Source organism: Streptococcus mitis SK575 (assembly GCF_000257865.1).
Taxonomy (GTDB): Bacteria; Bacillota; Bacilli; order Lactobacillales; family Streptococcaceae; genus Streptococcus; species Streptococcus mitis_CQ.
Genome location: NZ_AICU01000085.1, coordinates 1 through 16,559, shown reverse-complemented (window position 1 = coordinate 16,559; position 16,559 = coordinate 1). Strand labels below are relative to the sequence as shown.

Genomic DNA, 16,559 nt, shown 5'->3' with positions numbered 1-16,559 from the left:
CTTTGATTTTCATTGAGTATAAATGTTAGCCAATAAGTTGATTTTTGCCCATTTTTATTATATTTGTTCGTTTTTTAAACCAAAATACTAACAAAATATTTGATTTCTAAAGTTATTTAGTGTAAAATAAAAACATTGGCTCAAGCCTATTTAAAATTGAATATCATTTTACTTGTTTATGTCGTGAATTGGCACGACGTTTCTACAAGGTGCCGGAACACCTAACAATAAGTAAGTCAGAGTGAGGTATGGGTGTTTTTGCCACGCCTATTTTGGGGACTTACTTAGAGATTAAGTAGGTCCTTTTTTCTATCCGTTTTACTGGGTAGAAATCTGAAACAAGCAAATGGATTGGCTTTTAGACTTTAGGAGGTCTTATGAAATTATTAGAAGAGCGTATCCTCAAGGATGGGCATATCTTGGGTGACAACATCCTCAAGGTGGATTCCTTTTTAACCCACCAAGTTGACTTTAGCTTGATGCGAGAGATTGGTAAGGTTTTTGCGGAAAAATTTGCTGCTGCTGGTATTACCAAAGTCGTGACCATTGAAGCGTCAGGTATTGCCCCAGCCATTTTTACAGCTGAAGCCTTAAACGTTCCCATGATTTTCGCTAAAAAAGCTAAAAACATCACTATGAATGAAGGCATTTTAACTGCCGAAGTTTACTCCTTTACCAAGCAGGTAACCAGCACCGTTTCTATCGCTGGAAAATTCCTCTCACCAGAGGACAAGGTTTTGATTATCGACGACTTCCTTGCTAATGGCCAAGCTGCTAAAGGCTTGATTCAAATCATCGAACAGGCTGGAGCAACAGTCGAAGCTATCGGTATTGTGATTGAAAAATCCTTCCAAGATGGCCGTGATCTGCTTGAAAAAGCAGGCTACCCTGTTCTATCACTCGCTCGTTTGGATCGTTTTGAAAATGGTCAAGTCATATTTAAGGAGGCAGATCTCTAATGCAAACTCAAGAAAAACATTCGCAAGCAGCCGTTCTTGGCTTGCAACACTTACTAGCCATGTACTCAGGATCCATCCTGGTTCCTATCATGATTGCGACAGCCCTTGGCTATTCAACTGAGCAGTTGACCTACCTGATTTCCACAGATATCTTCATGTGTGGTGTGGCAACCTTCCTCCAACTCCAACTCAACAAATACTTTGGTATTGGACTCCCAGTCGTTCTCGGAGTTGCCTTCCAATCAGTCGCTCCCTTGATTATGATTGGACAAAGCCATGGTAGTGGTGCTATGTTTGGTGCCCTTATCGTATCAGGGATTTACGTGGTTCTTGTTTCAGGCATCTTCTCAAAAGTAGCCAATCTCTTCCCATCTATCGTAACAGGATCTGTTATTACTACGATTGGTTTAACCTTGATTCCTGTCGCTATTGGAAATATGGGAAATAATGTTCCAGAGCCAACTGGTCAAAGTCTCTTGCTTGCAGCTATCACTGTTCTGATTATCCTCTTGATTAACATCTTTACCAAAGGATTTATCAAGTCTATCTCTATTTTGATCGGTTTGGTTATTGGAACTGCCATTGCTGCCAGCATGGGTTTGGTTGATTTCTCTCCTGTTGCAGCAGCACCACTTGTCCATGTCCCAACTCCACTCTACTTTGGAATGCCAACCTTTGAAATCTCATCTATTGTCATGATGTGTATCATAGCAACGGTTTCTATGGTTGAGTCTACTGGTGTTTATCTGGCCTTGTCTGATATCACAAAAGATCCAATCGACAGCATGCGCCTACGCAACGGTTACCGCGCAGAAGGTTTGGCCGTACTTCTCGGAGGAATCTTTAACACCTTCCCTTACACCGGATTTTCACAAAACGTTGGGTTGGTTAAATTGTCAGGTATCAAGACTCGTCTGCCAATCTACTACGCAGCTGGTTTCCTGGTTATCCTTGGACTGCTTCCTAAGTTTGGCGCCCTTGCCCAAATCATTCCAAGCCCTGTCCTCGGTGGTGCCATGCTGGTGATGTTTGGTTTTGTATCCATTCAAGGGATGCAAATCCTCGCCCGTGTTGACTTTGCTAACAATGAACACAACTTCCTTATCGCAGCTGTTTCAATCGCTGCAGGTGTCGGTCTAAATAACAGCAATCTCTTTGTCAGCATGCCGACAGCCTTCCAAATGTTCTTCTCAAACGGAATCGTCGTAGCCAGCCTACTTGCCATTGTCCTCAATGCCGTATTAAATCATAAAAAGAAATAAAAAAGAGGTGCGAACCTCTTTTTTTATGTTATATCCTCACCTGTCTGTCTTCTGACCGCTGGCCTGTGACAAACATGGTAAAGGTTGCTTTGCAGACGTTTCTGCCTTCTTGATTGGTGATATCGACATCTACCACACAAGTTGTGCGACCTTGATGGACACATTCTCCTTTTATTGTCAATACATCGTCGAGTTTTCCTGCCTTAAGGTAGTTGATAGAGGATTGGAGTGTCACCCCATCAAGCCCCAGCGAGATAACCACCAAACCACTGATTTGGTCACATAGTGTGAATAGATAGCCACCATGGGCATTGCCATAGTAGTTGAGCGACGAGTCCACTACTTTTGTCGTTACCACAACGTGACCATCTCTCATTTGTTCAATTTCGTAATTTTCAAAGGCAGATATAGCGTCAAAATGAAAGTCTTTCATCGTTTCCTCCTGATATTTCAAACGACACTATGATACTACTTTTTATAGGACTGTGCAAGGAGAAAGCACCTAGTCTGGCAAAATTCCGACCTGTTCCACAAAGCGCATAAAGGCCGCCTGTCCCTGTTCCGTTTGCTTGTAGACTCCTGCATCCTCAAGAACACGAGCAAAGATAGTACCCACAGAGTCCCTGACGATTTCAAGAGCTTTTTCTTTATCCGCTAGATCTGGATGTTGGGCTTTGAGTTGGTCTGCCCATTCCTGATGATAGTCGGCAACTGCATCAGCTTCTCCTACAAGATAGCTAGCGACTTGCTCCACTTCTTCTTTCAGACGTGGTGGCAAGATTGCCAAGCCCATGACCTCAATCAAGCCGATATTTTCCTTCTTGATATGTTGGACATCCTTGTGGGGATGATAGATGCCATCAGGATGCTCTGGTGATGTTTGATTATCTCGTAAAACCAAGTCCAACTCAAACTGGCCATCGCGTTTACGGGCAATCGGTGTAATGGTATGGTGTGGTGTTCCATTACTTTCTGCCAAAATCTGCACACTAGGATCTGAATACTGACGCCATTCCTGCAAAATCTTGTCAGCCAAGTTGATCAAATCCTCTTTGTAATCCGAAGTCAAACGCAACACTGACATGGGCCACTTGACAATCCCAGCCTTAACCTGCTCAAAACCAGCAAATTGAAAGGTCTTTTGCAAGGGAGCCAATTCCATAGGAAATATGTGACGGCCTCCCTGATAGTGGTCATGAGTTAGAATAGAGCCCCCCACAATTGGTAAGTCCGCATTTGAACCCGCAAAATAGCCCGGAAACTGCTCTACAATAGCCAGTAGACGCTCAAAACTCTGACGGCTAATCGCCATGGGACGATGCTGGCCATCTAAGAAAATACAGTGCTCATTAAAATAAGCATAGGGCGAATACTGGAAGCCCCACTCCTGACCCGCCATTTCAAAGCGGATAATACGGTGGTTGCTACGAGCTGGATGGTTTACCCGACCATGGTAGCCCTCATTCTCTAGACAAAGCTGACACTGGGGATAATTGCTAGCTTGCACCAACTTGGCTGCCGCAATCTCCTTAGGATCCTTTTCAGGCTTAGAGAGATTGATGGTAATTTCAAGTTCTCCATAATCAGATGGTACACGATAAGCAATATTTTTAGCAATGTCCTTGAGTTTGATGTAGTCATTTTTCTGACTGAGTTGGTAAAAATCCTCTATCGCTTGCTCAGGAGAGTGGGCATAGGTTTCCCAAAAGTCCCGATTGACCTGACTCGGACAAGGAGTCACCAAGTCCATCAGTTCAGCACCAAGGATTTCACGCGCAGTCTGACTATCCTCAATCGTCTCTAATCGAACGGCTTCCTCAACCAGCTGGTCCTTGAGGTCAATCAATTTATCCAGATTGGTCTCAACTTCCAAAACACCATCTCCCACTCGTGCCAAAACACGATTAGTCAGGTAGATTCGATCCATTTCCTCAAACGAACTTTCAGTAATAACATGTGTTACAAATTTATCTACTAAGGTCACTATAGAGCCTCCTTTTGACTAGTCAAGGACGCGAGTGCCACCTGCAACTTCAGCGATATAGAAACTTGGAGTGTAGCCAACTACTTCTTCGTAGTGTTTGCCAACAGCTTCCTTAAAGGCCTCAACAGTATTTTTTTGCACCAAGGCAATGGCACAGCCACCAAAACCTGCCCCTGTCATACGAGCACCGAGAACTCCTTCTTGTGCCCAAGCTGTGTGAACAAGGGTATCCAATTCCAAGCCAGTTACTTCATAATCATGCTCCAGAGAAACGTGTGACGCATTCATCAAACGACCAAATGTTTTCAAATCTCCTGCTTGAAGGGCTGCTTGCGCTTTAAGGGTACGTTGGTTTTCAAGCACAGCATGGCGAGCACGTTTCAAACGATTTTCATCTTTAATCAGATAGCTGTATTGGTCAAAGGCCCACTCATCCAATTCACCCAAGGTCTGAATATCTAAAGCTGCTTGCAATTCTTCCACTGCTTTTTCACACTCAGCACGACGTTCATTGTATTTAGAGTCCGCCAATTCACGGCGTTTATTAGTGTTCATGATAACAACAACATTGTCCTTCAAATCAAGTGGCACCAAATCATACTCTAAAGTGTTAGTATCTAGGTAAATAGCACGTTGGTCAGCCCCCATACCGATAGCAAACTGGTCCATAATGCCAGAATTTACTCCGATAAAGCTATTTTCTGTTTGTTTTCCGATTTTAACCAAATCGAGACGCTCTAATTTTAAATCAAAGAGATGCTCTGCCACAACCCCTGTCAAAAGTTCCAAAGATGCTGAAGAAGACAAACCAGCACCATTTGGGATATTCCCATAAACATAAAAATCAAACCCTTTGTCAATCACATGCCCAGCTTCTTGCAAGAAATGAAGAACTCCTTTTGGATAATTGGTCCAGTTATGCTCTTTTTCAAACTTGAGGTCAGCGAGAGGCACTTCGATAATACCCTTGTCCTCAAAGTTAGCTGAGTAGAAACGCAAGACTTGGTCATCACGTTTGCGAGCAGCCCCATAAGTTCCCAAGGAAATAGCAGCTGGAAAAACGTGCCCACCGTTGTAATCTGTGTGTTCACCAATCAAATTAATACGACCTGGTGAAAAAAAAGTTTGGTCTGCTTCTTGACCAAAAACGGCAAGAAAGTCTTTGCGAAGAGCTTCAGCAGTAAGATGTTGTGTCATATGATTTCTCCTTTTACTGTCCGTTAAGCCGCCTTAACGTGTAATCGTTTTCTTCTATTGTATCCAAGGGATTTTCCAAGGTCAATCCTTTTTACTAAACTTTTACTAAACTATCGGTAAAAAGCAGAAAAATATGATATACTAACCTAATCAAGGAGGATTTATGGCTACCTTAAAAGACATTGCACAGCTAGCCTCTGTCTCTATCGCGACCGTATCCCGTGTCCTCAACCGCGACCAGAGCCTATCTGTTACAGAAGAAACCAGACACCGTATTTTAACTGTTGCTGAAGAGTTGGGCTATACTAAGCACCTCAAGACAGGCGAGTCCCACAAGCCCAAGCAAAAGATTGCCATTATCCAATGGGTCAGTGAACAAGGGGAGCTGGACGACCTCTACTACTACCAGATTCGCCTAGGCATAGAAAAAAGAGCCCAAGAACTGGACTATGATATTTTACGCTATTTTAATGACCATCCTTTTACACTGAGCGAGGAAGTCATCGGAATTCTCTGCATCGGAAAGTTTAGTCGAGCTCAGATCTCTGCCTTTGAAGAATACCAAAAGCCTCTTGTCTTTCTAGATAGCGATACCCTCTCGCTGGGACACACCTGCATTATCACAGACTTTTACACTGCCATGAAACAGGTTGTCGATTATTTTCTCAGCCAAGGGATGGACCGCATCGGGATTCTAACAGGCCTTGAAGAAACAACCGACCAAGAAGAAATCATTGAGGATAAGCGACTGGAAAATTTTAGAAACTACAGTCAAACAAAGGGAATCTATCATGATGAATTGGTCTTTCAAGGAAGCTTTACGGCCCAGTCTGGCTATGACTTGATGAAGGAGGCTATTCAGAGTTTAGGAGACCAACTCCCAGCAGCCTTTTTCGCAGCCAGTGATAGTTTAGCCATCGGTGCCCTCCGTGCCCTCCAAGAAGCTGGAATCAATCTGCCAGACCGTGTCAACCTCATTTCCTTTAACGACACTAGCCTGACCAAGCAGGTCTATCCTCCCCTCTCCAGCATCACCGTCTATACCGAGGAAATGGGCCGAGCAGGCATGGATATTCTTAACAAGGAAGTCCTCCACGGTCGGAAAATCCCTAGCCTGACCATGCTGGGAACTAGACTGACTTTGAGAGAAAGTACAAGGAATGATTAGGATTACAAAACGACCTCTATCAAGGCCGTTTTTTCTAATGTTGATGCTCATAACTCCTCTCCAAGTCACACGCCTTACGCTTATGTTCTCGGTGACTTTCTAGGTCAGCATCCACCTCAATGGTAATATTTTGGAAACTACAATCTTTGAGGAAAATTCGAATAGATTCTTTACAAGTTTCCATATGCTCCATCTCTTTTAAACAAACATGGACAATGGCATTTTTTTCCAAACCATCCATAGTCCAGAGATTAAGCTGATTGATACTAGCGACATGGTCCAACTCTGCTAAATCCGTCTTGATCTTCTGGATATCTACTCCTTCTGGCACTGCATCGAGGAATATCTTGAGCGTGCTCCAAAAACGTGGAAGGGCTTTTGACAGAATAAAGAAGGAAATAGCAAGAGACAAGAGCGGATCCAAGATATACCAATCGGTAAATCGAAGAACAATGGCCATCAGGATGACAGCCACCCAACCCAGGGTATCTTCCAAAAAGTGCAGGCTGAGAATGGATTCATTCTTGGTTTGTCCCTTACGAATGACCAGACTTGCTAAGACATTCACACTGATGGCAATAATTCCAAGCCAGAGAAGTCCCTCTTCATTGACAGGTTGTGGGTGAAAGAGTTTGACCATATTTTCCAAAATCACCATACCAGACCCTGTCATCAGAATCACAGCGGTCACCATAGCCCCTAAAAGGCTAAAACGCTTGTAGCCCAAGGTGTAATGGCTATCTTCTTTCCGATTGGAAATGCTCTCTAGAAAAGCCGAGATACCAATAGCAACCGCATCCCCAAAGTCATGAACCGAATCAGCGAGAACTGCACTGGAACCAAAAATCCCACCAGCGATAAACTCAACAATGGCAAAGCTTAGATTCAAGAAAAAAGCCAGCCAAACTGCATGTTTTGTCTTCATAATCTTGTTTCCTTTGTTATAATAGATTTATGAACATCTTGTTCATTATCATTATCCACTAAAACTCAAAGAAAGGATAGAAGCAAAAGGTCAGCTTTATTCAGTTCTGAACAATTTGCCTCAAGTGTCCATATGACTAACATTGACCGCCGTACCAGTAAAACAAAAAAAGCCATCTATCAAGCTTTTCTACAACTTTTGAACACTAAGGGCTACGAGGCCACTACTGTTCAGGATATTATTGATCTCGCAGATGTGGGACGTTCTACTTTTTACTGTCACTATGAGAGCAAGGAGCTGCTTCTGGACGAGCTTTGCCGCTACCTATTCCATCATCTTTTTGAAAGAGAGCAAGCCATTTCAACCGAAGATTACCTCGCCCACCTCTTTCTGCATTTTCAGAAAAATCAAGACCATATCACCAGTTTACTATTCTCCAAGAATGACTACTTCCTCCGCCAACTCCAGAGAGAGTTGGAACACCACGTCTACCCCATGCTGGTTGATGATTTGAAAGAAGCACACCCAAGTCTGCCTGCTTCTTATCTCCAACACTTAGTTGTAACCAACTTTATCGAAACATTGACCTGGTGGCTCAAAAAAGGTCAAGACTTCACAAATCAGGAAGTTGTCCAGTTTTATCTAGACCTTCTCATTTCTAAAGACTAAATACAGACTAGAGCTCAGTCGCCTTATGCCCAGGCTACTGAGTTTTTATTTTTTCGACAATAAAAGAGGACCTACTGATCCTCTTTTTCATCATATCCAATCCTTGATTATCAAGTCTATCTGTTTTAATCGAAATCTCAAAACAGCACTTTCAAATATCTTTTCCTAGTTAGGTAAGTCCGTATTCTGCTTAGCTGCCTTACTCCACTGGTACCATCCAACTAGACTGTTAATGAGATAAATTAGATATTTCCCTTGAATTTGCAGGCTTTCTCCCCACCAGAGATAGATAGAAAAGACATTGGTAGCTGCCCAGAATATCCATTGTTCACGGTAAACAGCTGTCATGAGTATTTGCCCTACCCCATTGGTCGCATCTGTGATTGAATCACGATAGGGACGATTGGCACCAATAGACTGATAAATAAAACCAAAGGCCAACCACCAAAGAACACTAATGGAAAGATACTTGGTCCAACCCTTGCCATCCAGCTTACGTGCAACAAACTCCTGCTTTTCTTTCTTAAACTGGGCTTGATAAATCCAAACCAAGAGACCAATTGGCTGCATAATTGTAAAATAGAGAGTTGTTAAAACCTCACCATAGAAGCCTTTCTGTAGTGCCAAAATAAGGTAAATAACAGAGTTAATCAAGCCAAAAAGATAATTACTTGCTCGACCTTCCGATACAGAGATAACGCAAATAATCCCTGTCAAGCTACAAATCATCCCAATCCAGTCAACAATACGGTGTTCATAAATCAATTCCAGCCAGAGAGGAAAACTTCCTAAAACCAGCAAATACAGCCACTGGGCAAAGCTACGATTGGCAAAGAGGTCATTCCAAATAGCCTTCATAGTTCCTGAAAATCCTAAATCAGTCATAGCCGCAACCATACGACGGTAACCACCTGACATTTCACCTAGAGTTGTTTTGATATTTTCAATTTTCTTTTGCAAATAAGTATGCATCATTTCTCCTTTTGTTTTTAAAGAGCCGTGTCTGGATAGACTTTCGGACGCAACGCTCTATTAGATAATGAACTGTCTATACACAAGATTTCTAACCTTAGTCGACATGAGTTGAAAATCCTTATTTGTTAAGTAGTTCACAACACATTATACACCTATTTTATGAATAGCCAAGTGTATTTACAGATAAATTTTAGAAATTCCTGAAAATTTTCTCTTTCTTTCCATTTTAAGTGACATTCAATAACCCTAAAATCAAAAAAGCCCAGACGACATTGTCTGAGCTTTCTTCTATATAATCGTTTAACCAAGTTGAGTTTAGCTTTTCAAGCTATTTCTTCAACAAGCCTTGTTCTTGGAGAAACTCCTTGGCTACTTGTCCTGCTGACTTGCCTTCAACACTGACTTGGTAGTTAAGCTGGCTCATCTGGCTTTCAGTAATTTTACCAGCCAATTTATTGAGAACTGTTTCCAACTCTGGATGTTTCTTGAGAAGAGCTTCTTTCATGAGTGGAGCCCCTTGATAAGGTGGGAAGAGTTGCTTGTCATCTTCCAAGACCTGCAAATCATAACGCTCCAATTCCGCATCAGTCGAATAGGCATCCGTAATTTGAATATCGCCTGACTGAATAGCCTGATAGCGAAGAGCTGGTTCCATAGTCGCTACATTGAGATTGAGACCATACATTGATTGCAAGCCCTTATTTCCATCCTCACGGTCATTAAACTCAAGTGTAAAGCCTGCCTTCAGCTGTCCTTCCACTTTTTTCAAGTCCGAAATGGTCTTCAAGCCATATTCCTGAGCAATCTTTTTCGGAACAGCTACAGCATAAGTATTTTGATAAGACATGGGTTTGAGATAGGCTAGATGATCCTGCTTGGCAATGCCATCACGCGCTACATCATAAACCTGCTCTGGCTCATGACTCACTTTCGGTGATGGCTGAAGCAAACTTTCAGTCACCGTACCAGTAAATTCAGGATAGATGTCAATATCGCCTTTTTTCAGAGCTTCATAGAGGAAGCTTGTTTTCCCAAAATTTGGTTTAACAGTCGCAGTCATACTGGTATTTTCTTCAATCAGCAATTTATACATATTGGCCAAAATTTCTGGTTCTGGACCCAATTTTCCAGCAATAACCAAGTTTTCTTTCTCTTTTTGAGCTAAGAGGGCTGGACTATAAGACAGACCTAGCAATAAGGTCACCAAGGCAAAACCAGAAAAAATCGTCCGCAATTTTGCTTTTTCCATCACTTTTAGTAGGAAGTTAAAGGCAATAGCCAGCACTGCAGAAGAAAGGGCCCCAATCAAAATCAGACTGGCATTATTACGGTCAATTCCCAAAAGGATAAAGGAACCCAGTCCCCCTGCCCCAATCAAGGCAGCCAAGGTTGCCGTACCGATAATTAAGACCGCCGCCGTCCGAATCCCAGACATCATAACAGGCATAGCAAGTGGAATTTCAAACTTCTTGAGACGTTCCCATCTGGTCATCCCAAAGGCAATCCCGGCCTCTTGCAGACTCGGATCAATTCCCTTGAGCCCAGTGATGGTATTTTGTAAAATCGGAAAGATCGCATAAATCACTAGTGCTGTCAAAGCCGGCAAGGTTCCAATTCCCATCAAGGGAATAAAGAGCCCCAACAAGGCCAGTGACGGGATGGTCTGGAAAATCCCTGCAATCTGCAAGACCCAATCCGCCAACTTCTCATGATAGCGAAGAGAAACAGCCAAGGGAATCGCGATAAAAATAGCTAGTAACAGGGTCAAAAGTGACAACTGCAAATGTTGAGATAGAGCTGTCAACCAATCACTAAAACGATCCTGAAAAGTTGCAATTAAATTAGTCATGAACACTACCTCCAAACAAGTCTGCTACAAATTCTGTGGCAGGAGCTTTTAAAATGGTCTCGGGATTCGCCACCTGACGAATCTCTCCATCCTGCAAAACAGCAATACGGTCCGCCAACTTCAAAGCTTCATCCGTATCATGGGTCACAAAAATCGTTGTCATCCCAAACTCTTTATGCAATTCTTTTGTCAGAACTTGCAACTGTTTTCTCGAAATAGCATCCAAGGCTGAAAAAGGCTCATCCATGAGGAGAATCTTAGGCTGACCAATCATAGCACGAACAATTCCGACCCGTTGCTGTTCTCCACCAGATAATTCACTAGGTAAACGATGCCCATACTCGGCTACTGGTAAACCAACCTTAGCTAAAAGCTCTTCTGTTTTCTGAGCAATTTCTTCCTTAGTCCAGCCCTTCATCTCAGGAATCAGGGCAATATTTTCCGCAACCGTTAGATTGGGAAACAGAGCAATGGCCTGTAAAACATAACCAGTAGAGAGACGAAGCTCACGCTCATCATAGTCTTTAATACGCTTGCCATCCATATAAATATTTCCATCAGTCGGTTCCAAGAGACGGTTAATCATCTTAAGCATTGTTGTCTTACCTGAGCCAGATGGACCAACTAAAACCATGAACTCCCCATTCTCAATCCGTAAATTAACATCTCTCAAGATATCTTTTTTTGTGTAACGTAAAGCTACATTTTTATATTCAATCATTCTGTATCCTCATTTTAAAACTTTCCTCGATTGATCAAGTCTGCTACCTTAGGCATAACTTCCTTATTGTCCCAATGCTCCACAATTTTCCCATTTTCTAGATGGAAGATATCCTACTGAGCACAGGCAAGGCCATCAATCTGAGTCCGACCATAACTAACCACATAGTCTCCTTGTCCTAAGAGTTGGAAAACAAAGTCAAAAGTGGCCTTTACTTATAAACAGCTAATTTGCTCTATTTTAATCCTCATTTTCCCCCTCTTTCAGATTAGCCAAAATTCTTTCTTGAAAGCCTTCAAACTGACGAATTTCTTCCTCTGAAAAACCTTTGTAAAAAACCGTATCCAATTTCTGACTGACACGATGTCCCACTGCTTTCTGAGACTTGCCCAACTCCGTTAAAACTAAATACTTCTTACGCTTGTCTTTTCCACACGGACTAACAGTTACAAGCTTTTGTTCCTCTAGCTTTTTTATCATCGTCGTCAGAGTATTATTAGCAAGCCCAGTCGCCAAAGCAATATCTGTCGCAGTTGCGCAGCCAGTTTCACTATTCCATAAAACCGCTAAAATCTTACCCTGTTCACTACGATAAAGAGCTTCAGGATCTTGGCTCAGTAACTTTTGAAAAATCCGCCCGTTTAACAAACGAATATGATTTGCTAGCAAATGACAATATTTCATGACACCTCCAATTTATTTCCATATCGAAATGAATAACACAATTCTAACACTTATCATTTCAACTGTCAACTATTTCTATTTAGAAATAATTTTTTCCAGTAAAAAAATCTCCCACCCAAGGTAGAAGATTTCAATCTTATAAAACTTAATCCGTCATGTCCGATACCAAAGTTCGATGCTCCAATGGAATACTGCACATAACTAGCAAGAAAATGAAACCTGACTGAATCCAGAAGAGAGCCAAGTCAAAGATTCCGTGCACAGCAACCACTGTAAGGAAAGATAGATAAAGACCGATAATCGGGCGTTTCCCCGACTCCTGACTCATATCCATCATCAAGCGAACAGGAGCCACAGAAGACAAAACTAGTAAAATAGTCCCTACAATTCCGTAACTCAGAATCGTATCAATATAAAGACTGTGAGCATGTTCATGATAAGGAGCATGTATCCGAGGATACGAGTGCATGTAGGTCAATGGCCCTTCACCCCAAAAAGGATTTTGCTTAAACAAGGCCATCCCAGCATCCCAGATAGAAATGCGTTCTTCCATAGAAGAGTCTAAAGTCCCCATCCGAACTCCCAAATCACTAGAAAAGAGGAAGCTCAAGCCAATCGCAAAGACCCCAATACTAAGCCAAAAGGCCTTCCAGTTTTTAATGGTCGTAAAGAGATAAATAATGGCTCCAGCGATAATAGCAGGAAAGGCAGTTCGATTTTGCGTAAAGTTCAATCCAAAGAGATTCACAAAGCCTGCAAACACACAGAATACTTTCAACCAATTCAACTTGGTCGTTGTAAACAGATAGAAGGCAATCATGATACAGAAACAACAAATAATACCATAATAATTAGGATTAAAGAAGGTCACTTCAGCACGATTCTGATGCCACACCTGCATATTGGGTGAAAGAAAAGCATAGTTAAATTTCTTCACAATTTGGAAATGTTCTAAACTCGCAAAAGCAGCTGACAAGACGCTACCAAACAAGACGAGCTGCAAAATCAATCGAAAGAATTTATGTGATAAAATCGACTGATAGTGCAAAAAGAAAACAGTAAATAGAAACATTCCTACTGAAGCCACAAGACCCATCCAATTTTGTTCAAAAATGGATATTACAGTACTATAGCCAAGAAAAAGAAGCAGCATCGGATGCTCCCCCATTTTCTGAAGAATACTTTTCATGTCTCCTGTAAAAATCAAACTGATAATATATAAACAGAATACAACTACAAAAAGATAAAAGGGTAAAAAGATACTCAGGATAATTCCCAATAAAATAAGTTCTTTACTAGACAACCCTTTCAGCTTTTCAATAAAGCCTATTGATTTCAAAATGAATCCTTTCTCTCCAAATCAGCTGATTCAGATAATAGTAAGCTACCCTTTATTGTACCACTTTTTTAGACATTTGAAAACAAAGGAAACGTTTCCCTAGGTAAAAAAGCGAGCAAAAATACTGAGATTTCAAAACTCAATCTTAATGATTGCATTTTCTCTAAGAAAATCATGCCGTAAATAGTAGGCATATGTTAAAATAGTAGTAATAAAATATAGATTAGGCGCAACTATCCAAACTAGATTCAAATCATATACTATTCTTAAAGAAAGGCAACACTATGAAATCCTACCAAGCTGTCTACCAAATCCTATCTAAAGAAACCGACTATATTAGCGGAGAAAAAATTGCAGAAGAACTATCCCTAAGCCGAACATCAATTTGGAAAGCCATCAAGCGACTAGAACAAGAAGGCATTGAAATTGATAGCATCAAAAACAAAGGATACAAACTGATGAATGGTGACCTTATTCTTCCAGAGATTCTAGAAGAAAATCTTCCAATTAAAGTCAGTTTTAAACCCGAAACAAAATCAACACAACTGGATGCAAAAGAAGCAATTGATTTAGGGAATGAAGCAAACACCCTCTATCTAGCTTCCTATCAAACAGCAGGGCGAGGCCGTTTTCAACGTTCTTTCTACTCACCCCAAGGTGGTATTTATATGACACTCCATCTTAAACCCAATCTCCCCTATGATAAATTACCATCCTACACACTACTTGTAGCAGGAGCTGTCTACAAAGCCATTAAGAACCTAACTTTAATAGATGTCGACATAAAATGGGTCAATGATATCTACCTAAACAATCATAAAATTGGAGGAATCCTTACTGAGGCAATGACCTCTGTAGAAACTGGCTTAGTCACAGATATCATTATTGGAGTAGGAATCAACTTTACTATTAAAGACTTCCCTCAGGAATTAAAAGAAAAAGCTGCTAGTCTATTTAAAGCACCAGCACCTATAACAAGAAATGAATTAATTATCGAAATATGGCGTGCTTTCTTCGAAACACCAGCAGAAGAGCTATTATACCTATATAAAAAACAGTCATTCGTTCTAGGAAAAGAAGTGACTTTTACACTAGATCAAAAAGACTACAAGGGACTTGCTAAAGATATCTCTGAAAGTGGTAAACTTTTAGTTCAATGTGATAACGGAAAAGAAATCTGGCTAAATAGCGGAGAAATTTCACTAAAGAGTTGGAAGTAATAGTAAGTTTATACAACAAAAAATAAGGCTCTATAATATTTGTAGTGGGTAAATCCCCTATGGATATTATGGAGCCTATTTTGTTGTAGAAAAAAGTCCCATAAGATCTATAATGAAAAGCGACCAAATCATCATTAGAAAAAATAATATGGAACAATTACAAAATTACTAGACATTAAAGACCATAATATCCACTTTGTGAATGTTATTAATAGGGATACTCACAAAAAAATCATCGCTAAACTGGATTATGAGGCTCCACCTTGTCCTGATTGTGAAAGTCAAATGAAGAAATATGACTTTCAAAAACCGTCTAAGATTCCTGACCTTGAAACAACTGGTATGGCTACTAGAATTCTTCTTAGAAAGCGCCGTTTTAAGTGCTATCAGTGCTCAAAAATGGCGGTGGCTGAGACTTCCCTCATCAAGGAGAATCACCAAATCCCTCGTATCATCAATCAAAAGATTGCTCAAAAGTTGATTGAAAAAACTTCTATGACCGACATTGCTCATCAGCTGGCCATTTCAACTTCAACTGTTATTCGTAAGCTCAATGACTTTCACTTTGAGCATGATTTTTCTCATCTTCCGAAGATTATGACTTGGGATGAATATGCCTTCACCAAGGGAAAGATGAGCTTTATTGCGCAAGATTTCAAAAAACTCAACATCATCACTGTTCTTGAGGGCAGAACACAAGCCATCATTCGAAATCATTTTTTGCGCTACAATCGAGCTGTTCGTTGTCAGGTAAAAATTATTACTATGGATATGTTTAGTCCTTATTATGACTTGGCTAAACAGCTTCGCTTTCGAATTTCTAGGCTCAGGCTGAAACAGTCTCCCAGACTGTTTCACTCCCAAACGCTAAAATCGTTCTAGATCGCTTCCACATTGTACAACATTTAAGCCGTGCTATGAGTCGTGTGTGTGTCCAAATCATGAATCAATTTGAGCGAAAATCCCATGAATACAAGGCTATCAAGCGTTACTGGAAGATCATTCAACAGGATAGTCGTAAACTCAGTGATAAACGTTTTTATCGCCCTATTTTTCGTATGCACTTAACCAATAAAGAAATTCTAGACAAGCTTTTGAGCTATTCAGAAGACTTGAAACACCACTATAATCTCTATCAGCTCTTACTTTTTCACTTTCAGAATAAGGAACCAGAGAAATTTTTCGGACTCATTGAAGACAATCTTAAGCTGGTTCATCCTCTTTTTCAGACTGTCTTTAAGACCTTTCTAAAGGACAAAGAGAAAATCGTCAATGCCCTTCAGTTACCCTATTCCAACGCAAAATTGGAAGCGACGAATAATCTCATCAAACTTATCAAACGCAATACCTTTGGTTTTCGGAACTTTGAAAACTTCAAAAAACGGATTTTTATCGCTCTGAACATCAAAAAAGAAAGGACGAAATGTGTCCTTTCTCGTTCTTAGCTTTTCTTCAGCCCAGTACAGTTAACAAAGAAGCAAGAAAAAAGAGAGTTATAAACTCTCATTCAAACGGAGAATAAGGGATTCGAACCCTTGCGCCAGTTACCCGACCTAACGATTTAGCAAACCGTCCTCTTCAGCCTCTTGAGTAATTCTCCAATTAAT

At 40.9% G+C, this 16,559-nt stretch carries 14 protein-coding genes, 1 tRNA gene, 2 pseudogenes and 1 riboswitch; of the genes and pseudogenes, 6 read left to right on the top strand and 11 right to left on the bottom strand.

Translation table 11 applies throughout. The annotated features are described in order from the left end of the window. The first annotated feature begins 152 nt into the window (after positions 1-152). A riboswitch (purine riboswitch) is annotated at positions 153-248 on the top strand. A gap of 129 nt (positions 249-377) precedes the next feature. Together HMPREF1048_RS11420 and HMPREF1048_RS11415 are read left to right on the top strand one after the other, a co-directional pair. Beyond that, a complete protein-coding gene (locus HMPREF1048_RS11420) occupies positions 378-959 on the top strand; it encodes a xanthine phosphoribosyltransferase (protein ID WP_000770398.1) in 582 nt (193 codons plus the stop codon). Next, entirely contained in the window at positions 959-2,221 is a 1,263-nt protein-coding gene (locus tag HMPREF1048_RS11415; protein WP_001194512.1) for a nucleobase:cation symporter-2 family protein, read from the top strand. The genes HMPREF1048_RS11420 and HMPREF1048_RS11415 overlap by 1 nt, the downstream gene beginning before the upstream one ends. A 28-nt stretch (positions 2,222-2,249) precedes the next feature. On the opposite strand, the gene HMPREF1048_RS11410 is transcribed toward HMPREF1048_RS11415, so the two are convergent. The 3 genes from HMPREF1048_RS11410 to HMPREF1048_RS11400 form a co-directional block, all read right to left on the bottom strand. Further along, entirely contained in the window at positions 2,250-2,654 is a 405-nt protein-coding gene (locus HMPREF1048_RS11410) for a PaaI family thioesterase (RefSeq protein WP_000651223.1), read from the bottom strand. A gap of 69 nt (positions 2,655-2,723) precedes the next feature. Continuing rightward, a complete protein-coding gene (locus HMPREF1048_RS11405; RefSeq protein ID WP_000177012.1) occupies positions 2,724-4,205 on the bottom strand; it encodes a UDP-glucose--hexose-1-phosphate uridylyltransferase in 1,482 nt (493 codons plus the stop codon). Between the two features lie 18 nt (positions 4,206-4,223). Further along, on the bottom strand, positions 4,224-5,402 hold the full coding sequence (locus HMPREF1048_RS11400) for a galactokinase (protein WP_000191956.1): 1,179 nt from the start codon (positions 5,400-5,402) through the stop codon (positions 4,224-4,226). Between the two features lie 163 nt (positions 5,403-5,565). On the opposite strand from HMPREF1048_RS11400, the gene galR reads away from it, so the two are divergent. Further along, entirely contained in the window at positions 5,566-6,570 is a 1,005-nt protein-coding gene (galR, locus tag HMPREF1048_RS11395; RefSeq protein WP_000212517.1) for a DNA-binding transcriptional regulator GalR, read from the top strand. A gap of 34 nt (positions 6,571-6,604) precedes the next feature. Here the strand turns inward: galR and HMPREF1048_RS11390 are convergent, their stop codons facing one another. Beyond that, positions 6,605-7,495, bottom strand: a complete 891-nt coding sequence (locus HMPREF1048_RS11390; protein ID WP_000850071.1) for a cation diffusion facilitator family transporter — start codon at positions 7,493-7,495, stop codon at positions 6,605-6,607. 132 nt (positions 7,496-7,627) lie between these two features. Here HMPREF1048_RS11390 and HMPREF1048_RS11385 point away from each other — a divergent pair, with 132 nt between their 5' ends. After that, positions 7,628-8,164: a TetR/AcrR family transcriptional regulator gene (locus HMPREF1048_RS11385; protein ID WP_000181708.1), complete on the top strand. Its 537-nt coding sequence runs from the start codon at positions 7,628-7,630 to the stop codon at positions 8,162-8,164. A 165-nt stretch (positions 8,165-8,329) separates the two neighbouring features. Here HMPREF1048_RS11385 and pnuC read toward each other — a convergent pair whose 3' ends face one another. The 6 genes and pseudogenes from pnuC to HMPREF1048_RS11360 form a co-directional block, all read right to left on the bottom strand. Next, positions 8,330-9,136: a nicotinamide riboside transporter PnuC gene (gene pnuC / locus HMPREF1048_RS11380; protein WP_000557784.1), complete on the bottom strand. Its 807-nt coding sequence runs from the start codon at positions 9,134-9,136 to the stop codon at positions 8,330-8,332. 331 nt (positions 9,137-9,467) lie between these two features. Next, entirely contained in the window at positions 9,468-10,988 is a 1,521-nt protein-coding gene (locus HMPREF1048_RS11375) for an ABC transporter permease/substrate-binding protein (RefSeq protein WP_000182942.1), read from the bottom strand. Beyond that, positions 10,981-11,709 carry an ATP-binding cassette domain-containing protein gene (locus HMPREF1048_RS11370; protein ID WP_000575243.1) on the bottom strand — a complete coding sequence of 243 codons (729 nt, stop codon included), beginning with the start codon at positions 11,707-11,709 and terminating at the stop codon, positions 10,981-10,983. The genes HMPREF1048_RS11375 and HMPREF1048_RS11370 overlap by 8 nt, the downstream gene beginning before the upstream one ends. A gap of 14 nt (positions 11,710-11,723) precedes the next feature. Beyond that, positions 11,724-11,915 (bottom strand): annotated as a pseudogene (locus HMPREF1048_RS12935) (nuclear transport factor 2 family protein); the annotation flags it as partial. A gap of 34 nt (positions 11,916-11,949) precedes the next feature. Continuing rightward, a complete protein-coding gene (locus tag HMPREF1048_RS11365; protein ID WP_000872565.1) occupies positions 11,950-12,393 on the bottom strand; it encodes a MarR family winged helix-turn-helix transcriptional regulator in 444 nt (147 codons plus the stop codon). Positions 12,394-12,538: 145 nt separating this feature from the next. Continuing rightward, positions 12,539-13,732, bottom strand: a complete 1,194-nt coding sequence (locus tag HMPREF1048_RS11360) for an O-antigen ligase family protein (protein WP_000835613.1) — start codon at positions 13,730-13,732, stop codon at positions 12,539-12,541. A 284-nt stretch (positions 13,733-14,016) separates the two neighbouring features. Here HMPREF1048_RS11360 and birA point away from each other — a divergent pair, with 284 nt between their 5' ends. Then, a complete protein-coding gene (gene birA / locus HMPREF1048_RS11355; protein WP_000844500.1) occupies positions 14,017-14,952 on the top strand; it encodes a bifunctional biotin--[acetyl-CoA-carboxylase] ligase/biotin operon repressor BirA in 936 nt (311 codons plus the stop codon). 156 nt (positions 14,953-15,108) lie between these two features. Continuing rightward, positions 15,109-16,397, top strand: a pseudogene (locus tag HMPREF1048_RS12925) (transposase). Between the two features lie 67 nt (positions 16,398-16,464). Here HMPREF1048_RS12925 and HMPREF1048_RS11340 read toward each other — a convergent pair. Then, a tRNA-Ser gene (locus HMPREF1048_RS11340) sits at positions 16,465-16,552 on the bottom strand. Between the last annotated feature and the right edge of the window lie 7 nt (positions 16,553-16,559).

Coding starts and splice junctions, on each gene's coding strand:
- HMPREF1048_RS11420 (WP_000770398.1), top strand. CDS start 378: ATGAAATTATTAGAAGAGCGTATCCTCAAGGATGGGCATATCTTGGGT.
- HMPREF1048_RS11415 (WP_001194512.1), top strand. CDS start 959: ATGCAAACTCAAGAAAAACATTCGCAAGCAGCCGTTCTTGGCTTGCAA.
- HMPREF1048_RS11410 (WP_000651223.1), bottom strand. CDS start 2,654: ATGAAAGACTTTCATTTTGACGCTATATCTGCCTTTGAAAATTACGAA.
- HMPREF1048_RS11400 (WP_000191956.1), bottom strand. CDS start 5,402: ATGACACAACATCTTACTGCTGAAGCTCTTCGCAAAGACTTTCTTGCC.
- galR (WP_000212517.1), top strand. CDS start 5,566: ATGGCTACCTTAAAAGACATTGCACAGCTAGCCTCTGTCTCTATCGCG.
- HMPREF1048_RS11390 (WP_000850071.1), bottom strand. CDS start 7,495: ATGAAGACAAAACATGCAGTTTGGCTGGCTTTTTTCTTGAATCTAAGC.
- HMPREF1048_RS11385 (WP_000181708.1), top strand. CDS start 7,628: ATGACTAACATTGACCGCCGTACCAGTAAAACAAAAAAAGCCATCTAT.
- pnuC (WP_000557784.1), bottom strand. CDS start 9,136: ATGCATACTTATTTGCAAAAGAAAATTGAAAATATCAAAACAACTCTA.
- HMPREF1048_RS11375 (WP_000182942.1), bottom strand. CDS start 10,988: ATGACTAATTTAATTGCAACTTTTCAGGATCGTTTTAGTGATTGGTTG.
- HMPREF1048_RS11370 (WP_000575243.1), bottom strand. CDS start 11,709: ATGATTGAATATAAAAATGTAGCTTTACGTTACACAAAAAAAGATATC.
- HMPREF1048_RS11365 (WP_000872565.1), bottom strand. CDS start 12,393: ATGAAATATTGTCATTTGCTAGCAAATCATATTCGTTTGTTAAACGGG.
- birA (WP_000844500.1), top strand. CDS start 14,017: ATGAAATCCTACCAAGCTGTCTACCAAATCCTATCTAAAGAAACCGAC.